Here is a 12,395-nt window from a genome sequence, read left to right as displayed (position 1 = left end):
GTCTGGAAAGAGAAAAAGTTTTAATATTAAAGAGATACGCTCAGTCTGGTCGCGAGGATTTCCTGTTGAGGATATGCCGGAGATCGCAACGGCGCAAAATTTGATCTATCATCAGTGGAGATATTATATCGGCTATATCGTATCTCAATTAAGTGGTGCAGTATGGATGAATTCATTGGAGGCAATAGCCTTGGCGAATAATCGCTTAACGCAGCTGAAGGTTGCAACCACCTGTGGATTCAAGGTACCGGACTCTTTGGTTAGCAATAGGCGCCAGGATGTAGAGAATTTCATCGCCGAAAATGGCGAAGTCATTGTCAAGCAGATATCCTCTGGGCATCCTCGGGAGTGCGCAGATCGTCTACTCTTCGCGAGAAAGTTAGATAGAACCAGTCTTTCAGCTTATTCGGATAATATTGCTAATTCTCCGTCACTGTATCAGTCACTAGTTGAAAAGGACACCGAGCTTCGCGTTTACTTTGTTGATGGAGCAGTCTACTGCGCTGGAATGCGTATTTCTGGCGGTGATGACGTTGATTCCAGGTCGTTAATTGCTAAAAAACATTACTTCAAGTACTCGCTGGATGATGCGACGATAAACAAGGTTCATCGACTTACAAATATGATGAATCTCCGATATGCTGCTATTGACATGGCTGTCGACAAGTTCGGCGACCTTATTTTCTTCGAAGTGAATCATTCGGGGCAATGGGGTTATGTCGAGAAAGAAACTGGGATTCCAGTTACGCAGGCAATTGCTAGCAAGGTGGTAGCTTATGCAAAAGCCTAGAGGTGATTTCCCGCTCATAAATGAACTTAATCAACATCGATTGATGTATGAGACTTATCTGGATGAAGTTAATAACGCTGATGCATATTACGCCGTTGAAAGAGCTGAGTCCGTGATATTGGGTGCGAACTTTTCTTATCTGCTTGATAGGGTGGCTGCGGAGCCAACTGATTTGTCCACATCTTCAGTCTTCGCCGAGGAATAAAAATGAAATTTATGAGCACGGCCCTGCCGGTGTTCGCCGGCCGCATGACCGCCTGTTTGGCGTTGTACTTTTCTTTGAGTTGCGCTAAGGCTGCGCAAGATGATATTGAGCGGGGCAGTCGTCCGACAGTGGATGAGGTAATGGAAGTACTTTCACAAAATGGTCTTCTGAGGCAGGAACAGTTACTTGAAAGAATGCTCGAGCGGATTGGTGATGGTCAAGATGAGCATTCTAGATATATCAGGGATTTGGCAGGTAATAATCTGGCCACTGTTTTAAGTTTTCAGGGGGATTATCTTTCTTCGATCCGTGTGTTTCCTGTAAGTTACAGTAAAAACCAAAATATTGGGGCGATATGCCCGGTGACGGACCGTTTAAGGTTGGAGAGTGCAGGTTCTGCGATTTCTAAAATTGCGCAAAATAAAAAGATACTCATTATCAACGAGGCCCATCACGTTCCTGAAACCCGCTGGCTTCCAATTGCGATGCTTCCAACGCTCAAGAAGTCAGGCTATCACTATTTGGCGCTTGAAGCATTATCCGAGGACGGTGCGTCTGTTGTAGAACGCGGATATGCCAACTCTGATACGGGTTCGTATACGAATGAACCGCTTTATTCAGAACTTATAAGAAGGGCGCTGGTGCTCGGCTTTACGCTCATACGCTACGATACCGCAATTGATGCGGGACAAGAGGAGCGTGAGTCTGCTCAAGCCAAAAATATTTTAAAAATTCTAAAGGATGATCCTTCAGCCAAAGTATTCATCGTTGCTGGCTATCGGCATGCCGCTAAGGACGATCAGGGTGCGGGGGGCGGCACTCTTGCGACAAGACTGAGTGCGGTTATCAAAAACGGCGTGGTAGCAATAGATCAGACGAGCATGGTTTCTAATTCCGGCCGAGCGCGAGAAATTGCGGAGAGGTTGTTGACAGAATTCAGACCATCTGAACCATCAGTCCTGGTGAATGAGCAGGGAGTGCCTTGGAGCATGCAAGAACGGAATTTCGACGCGACAGTTCTACTTCCCCCGAACGTAGAGGTATTTGGTCGGCCTAATTGGTTAAGTTTGGGCGGGGTGAGAGCCCCTTTTGAGATAGGTGCCCCGCTTTGCAATTTGACCTTCCCATGCTTAATTGAGGCTCGTCCCATAGAAGAGGCTTCGAACGCGGTACCTAGTGATCGGTTCGTATTGCGGAATGCCGATGATAAGTCGAAGCTTTATTTGCCGGCGGGGAAATACAATTTGCTTGCAACAGGTATTGATGGTCAATTACTTCATAAGAGCGAGATCCGGGTCTGCTCAGGCAGTATTGATAGACGCATAATGCGTTGATAAATTATTGTTCTTTTATAAAATGACTGAAATTATTCTTCAATCAGAGGCATCGGAATGCGGTCTTGCATGTTTGGCGATGATCGCGCGGGCTAATGGCGGGCGACATACTCTTCGAACGTTGAGGGCAACGTTCCCTGGTTCGCTTAAAGGGCTAAGTCTCCGTAGAATGATCCAAATAGCCAGAGAAATAGGCCTCACGGCGCGTCCCGTCCGCCTTGAGCCTGTTAGCTTACGTAAGTTGAAACTTCCTTGTATTTTGCATTGGGAGATGAATCATTTCGTGGTTCTCTCAAAGATTGAGAAATCTTCGTTTATTATTCTGGACCCGTCTTCTGGTAAGCTAAAGATATCCGCTGAGTCGTTTTCATCGAAGTTCACTGGGATTGCAATTGAATTTTCTGCAACATCTTTGCTTGGCTCTGAGCCCGAGCCAGGTCGCGTTGATCTTGTTCAATTAACTGGCGAGATTCGGGGGTTAAAGAGAGTTGTCGCTCAAATTTTGCTCCTTTCTGTATCGTTACAAGTTTTTGTTGTTCTGGCGCCGTTTTTCATGCAATGGGTGATCGATCAGGTCCTTGTTTCCGGAGATTCTGGTTTGTTGCTGACTCTTGGAGTAGGTTTTTCGATAGCGCTTGTCCTCCAGGTCGCGATATCTCAGATTAGAGGGGAGGCAGTTGTTTACGTTTCGTCGCAGCTTGGAATGAAATGGATGCGGAACGTGTTTGCACACGTTTTACATTTGCCAATGTCATTCTTTGAGCGCCGTCATCTAGGGGATATTAATTCAAGAATTTCTTCAATCGGTGCCATTCAGCGCACACTTACAACTCAGTTTGTCGAGTCACTAATCGATGGTGCCATGGCCGTTGCTGCCCTGGTTCTCATGTTTTTTTACAGTACCCAGCTTGCTGCAATTTCTGCGTCTACATGCTTATTGTATGTGACTATTAGATTTTTACTGCACAGTCACATCCATCGTAGAACTGAGGCTCAGCTTGCCTGCTCAGCAGCGCAACAAACGCATCTTTTTGAATCACTTAGGGGCATGCAGAGCATTAAGGTTAATGGTCACGAGAGCATACGAAACGCGGCGTTCAATAATCTTTTGAATGACACGGTGAATCATGAGGTCGTTTTGGGTCGGCTTCATACCGTCCTGGATTCCGCTCATTTATTTGTTTTCGGAATTTCAAGAATATCTATAATATGGGTGGGTGCTACTGTTGCCCTGAGTTCCTCGTTTTCTGTGGGGATGCTTGTTGCGTACTTGGCTTATAATGAAATATTTTCCCAAAGAGTTGCAGTGCTTGTCAATAATTTTTTTGACTTCAAAATGCTTGGTGTGCATTGTGAGCGTCTTGCCGATATAACATTGGAAAAGCCAGAGAGTTGCATTTCAATTGGTGCTTTGCCACCCGCGGAAGGTTCGATTGAAGTTATAAATGTATCATTTCGGTATGCTGAAGGGGAGCCGTGGGTCGTGCGTAATTGCAGTATCAGTATTGCTCCAGGAGAGTCTGTTGCGATCGTTGGCGCTTCTGGCTGCGGGAAGACAACATTAATGAAACTGATGCTCGGTTTACTTACTCCGACTGAGGGATCCGTTTTGGTTGGGGGGGTCGATATCAATCGATATGGTGGGTCAAGTATGAGAGATGTTGTGGGGGCTGTAATGCAGGACGATCAGTTATTTGTTGGGAGCATTGGCGAAAACATTAGCTTCTTTGATCCGAATCATGATCAGGAGCGAGTTGAGTGGGCATCCCGCTTGGCCGCGGTTGATGACGATATCGCATCAATGCCTATGCAGTACAAAAGTCTGATTGGTGATATGGGGAGTGCGCTCTCGGGGGGGCAAAGGCAACGAGTTATCTTGGCTCGTGCGTTATATAGAAATCCGAAGATTCTTTTCCTTGATGAGGCAACAAGTAGTCTTGATGTTTTAAAAGAGGATCAAGTTAATTCTTCTATTGCAATGTTGAGTTTGACGCGAGTTATTGTTGCTCATCGTCCACAAACTATCGCAAGTGCGGATAGGGTATTGACAATGATAGAGGGGCGGACAAGGGAGGTGTGTTGAAATTAGGCTTTTTATAATTGCTTTGATTAATGCTGAAAATGTGATTGGTTTTGGTGCGGAATCGCTCTGAAGTATCCCCATCGTCGAGCTTCTACCACGCTACTGCTAGATTCGTCGTTGCGGCAGCATGATCGCCCTTAGCTAACCAAGTAAAGCGCGAACCAGCGCATTAGCTAGGGCAGGTAGTGGCCAATGGCAAGGCCGATGGCTTTCAACGAATTGCCTCGCGCGCCCTTGAACCAGAAGCGGTCCAGCCGTTGTTCCTGCTTCAAATGCCCAGTCACCGGTTCCATCGCCTGCTAGTGTTTGACTCAGTACTATTACCGCGCGCTGGCGACATGGTCTAGCCGCAATGCTGGTCCTGTACTTCGTTGACCTTTCCCATGGCGACTAATGTCCACGATCCCCATATCTGCGGTTCTGCTGCCTCGTTTTGCACCAGCGTGCGTGCCTGCTTGCTCAAGCTAGGCCGCCGGCGCAAGGCCATCGTAGGTGCTCGGGAAGCTGCGAGCGCCCACGATCAGTCCAGTCCTAGCGGACCGCTATGCCGAACTTCACCTTAACTCGTCGTGTTTTGAGTAGTGCCTGCCGCACCGCTTGAACTTGTGTGCGTGGGCGTAGCGATCGGCTTTTCGGACAGGCCGTGCCCTTCACGCCCGTGGCTCCGCGCAGCTTCCGCCCGACGATGCCTGCATAGCAACAGTTTGGGGAGCGTCCTCTCCAGCAACTGGCCTTCTCCTGCATCCCACTGTCGCGCGCATTGACGCTCCATCGTCTTGGTCGAGTTGATCGTCTGCGCCGGCAGTTCTTCCATTCCCGCTCCGCTAGCTGTTGGCGGCAGCACGTGAGCGAGCCGGAGTCGCAGGCAAGGCGGTCTGGAAGAACAATTCCCCAGGGAAGAACTATTTAGTACGGGCTCTCCACCGGCGCTCGCGTGCCGTCTCATTTGCACAGGTCGTAGGCGTGCTGAACGCAGAGCCGCCCGACCATCATCGGACTGGCTGGGCTGGACGACCACGGCGCACTGGATCGGCCTGCAGGTTCGCGACAGCGCCTATTTCAATGCAGACCGGGTCTTGTTGCGGTCAGCCGCGCCAAAAGATGACGCGTGCCGATCAGGTCTCCAGACGGGAACGGAACAGGTCCTCGGCAGGACGGGCATCGGCGGGGCTGTACGACGGTTCGCGAAATAGGGATTCGACGACGCAATCAAGCGCTCTCATTACCGAAGATGCTGAACAGAAGGTGAGTGTGTGGGCGGTGGAGTGATGCTGCACCGCGGCCTGTCCTGATCCGCAACTGTGCAGCGGACGGCGGTGCTGGACGCAGGCCGTTTCACCGTTATAGCTACATCTAGCAGATCAAGCAGAAGGCTGAGGCCGGTGGTGCCTAGTGCCTGTGTGTAGCGGTCGCCGTTGGCTGCGTGCGCTGGCACGCCCGGCACCCAGGCGCACAGTGGCTGCGTCTTATCTCAGATTGTGGCCAGACGACCTCGGTTCGGGCTCGTCGTGGGCGGGTGCGGCAATGTGTCGCACGAAAAAACAGGCGCTTGCGCACGCTGGCTCTTTGTCAATGGCTTTCGGAGTTGCCGCGGGGCAGCATAAAATGCGCTGTCGATCGCGCATGCCGGCCAGGATGGCGCCGCAAACGTGGAAGGGCTTTCTGCTCCTTCCTGTTCGCCACCGCGCGGTCCGCATCCCCTACGCAATTGGATCGTTCGATGATTCCGTTGAAACAACTCCGGCGCTCGCTGCGCTCCGGTCTGTTGCTGCTGGCCGCGCTGCTGCTGGCCGGCTGCAACTCGGCCATCCTCAACCCCAAGGGTCAGATCGGCCACGACGAGAAGACGCTGCTGATCACCTCGGTGGTGCTGATGCTGCTGGTGGTGATCCCGGTCATCGTGATGACCCTGGCCTTCGCCTGGCGCTACCGCGCGTCCAACACCAAGGCCCGCTACGAGCCGAACTGGTCGCACTCCACCGCGATCGAGGTGGTGGTGTGGTCGATCCCGTGCATGATCATCCTGGTCCTGGCGGTGCTGACCTGGCGCTCCTCGCATGCGCTGGATCCGTACAAGCCGCTGGATTCCAAGGTCAAGCCGATCACCATCGAGGCGGTGGCGCTGGACTGGAAGTGGATGTTCATCTACCCGGAGCAGGGCATCGCCACGGTCAACGAGATCGCGTTCCCGGTCGACACGCCGCTGAACTTCAAGATCACCTCCGACACGGTGATGAACTCGTTCTTCATCCCGCACCTGGGCACGCAGATCTACGCGATGGCCGGCATGGAGACCAAGCTGCACCTGATCGCCAACGAGCCGGGCGAGATGTTCGGCCTGTCGGCCAACTACAGCGGCCACGGCTTCTCGAAGATGGGCTTCGCCGCGCATGCCACCGACCGCGCCGGTTTCGACGCGTGGGTGGCCAAGGTCAAGGCCTCGCAGAAGACCCTGGACCAGGCCGAGTTCCAGGTGCTGGCGGCCAACCGCAACGACAAGGCCGCCTACCCGGTGACGTACTACGCCTCGGTGCAGGACGGCCTGTTCAAGTCGTTGATCGACAAATACATGATGGGGAAGGGCCACAAGATGGAAGGCCACGACGCTCATCCGGCATCGGCTGCTGAGCCGGTCGCCATGTGCACTTCTGGAGACAAGTGATGCTAGGCAAACTCACGCTCGAGGCGGTTCCGTACCACGAGCCGATCATCATGGCGGCCCTCGGCGGCGCCGGCCTGCTCGGCCTGCTGGTTGTGGCCGCGGTCACCAAGTACAAGCTGTGGGGCTACCTCTGGAAGGAGTGGTTCACCTCGGTCGACCACAAGCGCATCGGCGTCATGTACATCGTGGTGGCGCTGATCATGCTGCTGCGCGGCTTCGCCGACGCGGCGATGATGCGCACCCAGCAGGCGATCGCGCACGGCGGCAACGAGGGCATCTTCCCGCCGCACCACTACGATCAGATCTTCACCGCGCACGGCGTGATCATGATCTTCTTCATGGCCATGCCGTTCATGACCGGCCTGCTGAACCTGATCGTGCCGCTGCAGATCGGCGCGCGCGACGTGGCGTTCCCGTTCCTGAACTCGCTGAGCTTCTGGCTGTTCGTGGCCGGCGCGGCGCTGGTCAACATCTCCCTGGGCGTGGGCGAGTTCGCGCAGACCGGCTGGCTGGCCTACCCGCCGCTGTCCGGGCTGGAATACAGTCCAGGCGTCGGTGTCGACTACTACATCTGGGCGTTGCAGATCTCGGGCCTGGGCACATTGCTCACCGGCATCAACTTCTTCGTGACGATCATGCGCATGCGCGCGCCGGGCATGACCCTGATGCGCATGCCGATCTTCACCTGGACCGCGCTGATCACCAACATCCTGATCATCGCCGCGTTCCCGATCCTGACCGTGGCGCTGGCGCTGCTGGGTGCGGACCGCTACCTGGGCACGCACTTCTTCACCAACGACGGTGGCGGCAACGCCATGATGTACGTCAACCTGATCTGGATCTGGGGCCACCCGGAGGTCTACATCCTGATCCTGCCGGCGTTCGGCATCTTCTCCGAGCTGATCGCCACCTTCAGCCGCAAGCGCCTGTTCGGCTACACCTCGATGGTGTACGCGACCTCGTGCATCGGCGTGCTGTCGTTCATCGTGTGGCTGCACCACTTCTTCACCATGGGCTCGGGCGCCAACGTCAATGCCTTCTTCGGCATCACGACGATGATCATCTCGATCCCCACCGGCGTGAAGATCTTCAACTGGCTGTTCACCATGTTCCGTGGCCGCGTGCACATGACCGCACCGGTGCTGTGGACCATCGGCTTCATCATCACCTTCGTCATCGGCGGCATGACCGGCGTGATGCTGGCGATCCCGGCGGTGGATTTCGTGCTGCACAACAGCCTGTTCCTGATCGCGCACTTCCATAACGTGATCATCGGCGGCGTGGTGTTCGGCTACCTGGCGGGCCTGACCTACTGGTTCCCGAAGGCGTTCGGCTTCAAGCTCAACGAGAAGCTGGGCAAGGCCTCGTTCTGGTGCTGGATCATCGGCTTCTTCATCGCCTTCATGCCGCTGTACGTGCTCGGCTTCATGGGCATGACCCGGCGCATGAACAGCTACAACCATCCGGAGTGGGCGCCGTGGCTGATGGTGGCCGCGGTGGGTGCGGCGATCATCGGCACCGGCATCTTCCTGAACCTGGTGCAGATCGGCTACAGCATCTGGAAGCGCAAGGAGAACATGGACCTGACCGGCGACCCGTGGGATGGCCGCACCCTGGAGTGGGCGACCTCCTCGCCGCCGCCGTTCTACAACTTCGCGGTGCTGCCGCACATCGACGACCGCGACCAGTTCTGGGAAGACAAGCTCAAGGGCAAGGGCTGGCCGCGTCCGGCCAAGTACGAACCGATCCACATGCCGCGCAACACGGCGGTGGGCTTCTGGATCGGCGCCTTCAGCATCGTCCTGGGCTTCGGTCTGACCTGGCACATCTGGTGGATGGCGGTGATCGGCCTGGTCGGCATGATCGGCAGCTTCATCGCGCGCACCTTCGATGACGACATCGATTACTGGGTCCCGGCGGAGGAAGTGGAGCGCATCGAGAACGCGCGCTTCGCCCTGCTGGAACAGCAACACGCGGCCAACGCCGCAAAGGCGGTCTGAACCATGGCTTCCACGACGCTCGATTCCCACGCCGCCCACGCGGGCGGCCACGACCACGACCACGAACACCACGACGCGGGCGGCAACACCGTCTTCGGGTTCTGGGTCTACCTGATGAGCGACTGCCTCATCTTCGCCGGCCTGTTCGCCACCTATGCGGTGCTGGCCGGCGCGACGGTGGACGGCCCGACCGCCAAGGAACTGTTCGACCTGAAGTTCGTGCTGGTGGAAACCTTCCTGCTGCTGTTCAGCAGCCTGGGCTTCGGCCTGGCGATGATCTCGGCGAACAAGCGCAGCATGGGCGGTCTGTACGGCTGGCTGGCGGTCACCGCGGCGCTGGGCCTGGGCTTCCTGGGCATGGAGCTCTACGAGTTCCACCACCTGATCGAAGAGGGCGCCGGCCCCGGCCGCAGTGCGTTCCTGTCGGCCTTCTTCACCCTGGTCGGCACCCACGGTCTGCACGTGGCCTCGGGCCTGCTGTGGATGACCGTGCTGGTGATCCAGATCGCGAAGAACGGCCTGACCCCGCGCAACATGACCCGCCTGGCGTGCCTGAGCCTGTTCTGGCACTTCCTGGACGTGATCTGGATCGGCGTGTTCACCATCGTCTACCTGCTGGGAGCGCTGTAATGGCCAACCATCATTCCTCCGACACGCACGCCGAGCACGGCCACGGCGGCGGCCTGAAGTCCTACCTGGTCGGCTTCGTGCTGGCGGTGATCCTGACCGTGATCCCGTTCGGCATGGTGATGAGCGGGGCGTTCCCGCGCGGCGTCACCGTCATCGTCATCGCGGTGCTGGCCGCGGTGCAGATGCTGGTGCACCTGATCTACTTCCTGCACATGGACCGCTCGGCCGAACAGCGCTCCAACGTGCACGTGGGCCTGTTCTCGCTGCTGATCATCGGCATCGTGGTGGTCGGCTCGCTGTGGGTGATGCACAACCTCAACGTCAACATGATGCACTGAGGGCGGGCACCGCCGCAGGTTCGCAAAGGCCGCCTCCGGGCGGCCTTTTGCGTTCTACGGTCCGGTGCGGCAGCCCTGCAAGGCGCAGATGGCCGATAGGCGCGCCGCCGTCAGCTGCGGTCCGAGCCGAGCGTCGCGGAGAGTTTCAGCAGGACCTGCGCGTCTTCCGCGCTGAGGCGATCGAGCAGCCAGGTTCTGACCGCGGCGGCGTGGATCGGCCGCGCCGCCGCGATTTTCTCCCGGCCTAGGGCGGTGATGGCCACGGTCACCACGCGCGGTTCTGCGTCGCTGCGGCGGACCAGCCCGCGCGTCTGCATCCGGGTGAGTTGATGCGACAGCCGGCTCTTGTGCCATCCCATGGAATCGGCGAGCGCCTGCTGCCGCAGCTCGCCCTTGCCCAGGTCCACCAGCCGCGACAGCACGCCGAAGTCGCTGCCGGTCAGGCCGGCGTGGTCGGCCAGGTCCTTTTCGACGGCGGCCATCACCGTCTGGCCCATCTGCTTGAAGGCGTGCCAGATCGTCAGTTCGCCTGCGGAGAGTCGTGCGTGTTTCATGCGGTCACCATAGGCGGCGCTGGTTGACATGGCAACCCGAAGAGCGTACTTCTAGGTTGACATGACAACCTTTGCGTGGCCGCTGGCAGGCGTGCGATGCCAGCCGAGCGGACGCGCGCTTCCTGGAGGCGATGGCGATGTCTGCAATGACGTTCGCAGGTGTGGATGTAGTGATGACCGGCGGCAGCGACGGTATCGGGTTCGGCCTCGCGCGGCGCTTTCTGGCCGCGGGCGCAAACGTGCTGGTCACAGGCCGCGATGCAGGCAAGCTCGACCGCGCGGCCCAGGCCGCGCCCGGTCTGCAGACCCTGGTCAACGACATCGGGGTCGCCGAAGAGCGCGAGCGACTGGCGCAGTACCTGCGAGCGCGGCATCCCGGGCTGCGCGTGGTCGTCAACAACGCCGGCATCCAGCGGCGCGTCGCGCTCGCCGACGACCAGGCGCCCTGGGCCGAGCGCCAGCGCGAGATCGACATCCTGTTCGCTGCCGTCGTGCATCTGAACCATTTGCTGGTCCCGCTGTTGCTGCAGCATGGCGAGCCTGCACTGATCGCCAATGTCTCCTCAGGCGGCGCCTTCGTTCCGCAGCCGTTCGCCCCGGTCTACAGCGCCTGCAAGGCCGCGCTCCACAGCTATACGCGCAATCTCCGCTTCGCGCTTGCCGCGACGCCGGTCAGGGTCGTCGAGATCATTCCGCCCGCGGTCCGCACCGCGCTGGCGGGCCCGGGCATGGCCCATGGCGCGGACCTGGACGACTTCTGCGACGCCATCTTCGCCGGCCTCGCGGCGGGGCAGGCCGATGAGCTCGGCTTCGGAATGACCGATTCGGCGGAGTTTCGGCAGCGTCTCGACGTGGAGCGTGCCGTGTTCGATGGATTCTCCGGGCGTTTTCCCGTTCGCAGGTACTGAAGCGGCGGCGCCGGTGCAACCGGCGCGCCGGGGTTGTCCCGCTCACGCCATGCAAGGCGCGTCGGTGAGTTCGCACAACGGCAGCCAGGTCGGCACGCCGTCGCTGTTGCGGATCAACAGGCCCAGTTGCCCATGCTGCTGCAACGGCTGGGCGTAGACCGGCGCGATGCCGGGTGCCGCGTGGGCGGGCGCCGCCGCCGTTGCCGGGAAGGCGCTGGCCAGCAGGGTCTGCGGCCGCGCCGCACGCAACGTGGCGACCAGGCCGGCCGGGTCGCCATGCAGCAGCGCGTGGTGGCATAGCGCAAGCAGGCAGCCCTCGTCCTCGCGCGGGGCGGCGACGGGCCGCGCCGGCGTTTCTGGCGGTGCGACGCGCACGCGCTGCAACAGACGACGCAAGTGCTGGCGCGAGGCGCTTTCGCTGCGTGACGACAGCGCCGCCAGCTCGGCGTGGCGAAAGTCGAACGCTTCGGCGAGCAGCACCAGCGCCACGTCGCCGGGCGGCAGGGTGCGCACCAGGTGGGCCAGCGCCTGTGCGACCGCGTCGCGGTGCAGGGCGTGCTGCGCCGGTTCTTGCGTTGGCCCGGCCTCCAGCAGCGCCGGGTCCTGTGCGGCGCGTTCCAGCACGCTGCGGTAGCGGGCGCGGCGGCGCAGGCGGTCGATGCACAGGTGCCGCAGCACCGTGGTCATCCATGCGTCGCCGCCATTCGCCGGCAACGGCCCCTGGGCGGCACGCAGATAGGTCTCCTGCACCAGGTCCTCGGCGTCCTGGCCCTGGCCGAGCCAGCGGTGCGCCAGGGCCAGCAACTGGCGGCGCAGCGCCTCGCCGTCGGCCGGCGTGGGCGTGTCGGTCGGAGATGTCACGTCGCGGCCCCGTCGTTCGTTGGGAGGGAC

Annotated in this window: 10 protein-coding genes; 8 read left to right on the top strand and 2 right to left on the bottom strand. The window is 58.4% G+C overall.

Features of this window, described 5'->3' with window-relative positions; translation table 11 throughout:
- From D588_RS26265 to cyoD, 7 genes are all read left to right on the top strand, one after another.
- On the top strand, nucleotides 1-790 hold a 790-nt coding region (locus D588_RS26265), incomplete at its 5' end, for a hypothetical protein (RefSeq protein WP_157836389.1).
- A 207-nt stretch (nucleotides 791-997) separates the two neighbouring features.
- Nucleotides 998-2,329 (top strand): hypothetical protein, encoded by a 1,332-nt coding sequence (locus D588_RS27500; RefSeq protein ID WP_157836388.1) that lies wholly within the window; start codon nucleotides 998-1,000, stop codon nucleotides 2,327-2,329.
- 22 nt (nucleotides 2,330-2,351) lie between these two features.
- On the top strand, nucleotides 2,352-4,412 hold the full coding sequence (locus tag D588_RS23760) for a peptidase domain-containing ABC transporter (RefSeq protein ID WP_051067815.1): 2,061 nt from the start codon (nucleotides 2,352-2,354) through the stop codon (nucleotides 4,410-4,412).
- Between the two features lie 1,720 nt (nucleotides 4,413-6,132).
- Nucleotides 6,133-7,074, top strand: coding sequence for a ubiquinol oxidase subunit II (gene cyoA / locus D588_RS0101395; protein ID WP_010341159.1), 942 nt, complete (start codon nucleotides 6,133-6,135; stop codon nucleotides 7,072-7,074).
- Nucleotides 7,074-9,074 (top strand): cytochrome o ubiquinol oxidase subunit I, encoded by a 2,001-nt coding sequence (gene cyoB, locus D588_RS0101390; protein ID WP_017914713.1) that lies wholly within the window; start codon nucleotides 7,074-7,076, stop codon nucleotides 9,072-9,074. The genes cyoA and cyoB overlap by 1 nt, the downstream gene beginning before the upstream one ends.
- 3 nt (nucleotides 9,075-9,077) lie before the next feature.
- Complete coding sequence (gene cyoC / locus D588_RS0101385) at nucleotides 9,078-9,704, top strand: cytochrome o ubiquinol oxidase subunit III (protein ID WP_017907389.1); 627 nt, start codon at nucleotides 9,078-9,080, stop codon at nucleotides 9,702-9,704.
- A complete protein-coding gene (gene cyoD, locus D588_RS0101380; protein ID WP_010341155.1) occupies nucleotides 9,704-10,042 on the top strand; it encodes a cytochrome o ubiquinol oxidase subunit IV in 339 nt (112 codons plus the stop codon). The genes cyoC and cyoD overlap by 1 nt, the downstream gene beginning before the upstream one ends.
- 110 nt (nucleotides 10,043-10,152) lie before the next feature.
- On the opposite strand, the gene D588_RS0101375 is transcribed toward cyoD, so the two are convergent.
- A complete protein-coding gene (locus D588_RS0101375) occupies nucleotides 10,153-10,596 on the bottom strand; it encodes a MarR family winged helix-turn-helix transcriptional regulator (RefSeq protein WP_017914712.1) in 444 nt (147 codons plus the stop codon).
- 137 nt (nucleotides 10,597-10,733) lie between these two features.
- Between D588_RS0101375 and D588_RS0101370 the strand changes: the two genes are divergently transcribed.
- Nucleotides 10,734-11,504 carry an SDR family NAD(P)-dependent oxidoreductase gene (locus D588_RS0101370; protein WP_226980427.1) on the top strand — a complete coding sequence of 257 codons (771 nt, stop codon included), beginning with the start codon at nucleotides 10,734-10,736 and terminating at the stop codon, nucleotides 11,502-11,504.
- A gap of 42 nt (nucleotides 11,505-11,546) precedes the next feature.
- On the opposite strand, the gene D588_RS0101365 is transcribed toward D588_RS0101370, so the two are convergent.
- Nucleotides 11,547-12,365, bottom strand: a complete 819-nt coding sequence (locus D588_RS0101365; protein ID WP_017907386.1) for a sigma-70 family RNA polymerase sigma factor — start codon at nucleotides 12,363-12,365, stop codon at nucleotides 11,547-11,549.
- Nucleotides 12,366-12,395 lie beyond the last annotated feature (30 nt).

Origin of the sequence: Xanthomonas sp. SHU 308 (genome assembly GCF_000364645.1) — a bacterium.
In the GTDB taxonomy this organism is placed as follows: domain Bacteria; phylum Pseudomonadota; class Gammaproteobacteria; order Xanthomonadales; family Xanthomonadaceae; genus Xanthomonas_A; species Xanthomonas_A sontii.
The sequence above is the reverse complement of the archived record's forward strand: the minus strand, read 5'-3'. Positions and strand labels throughout refer to the sequence as shown.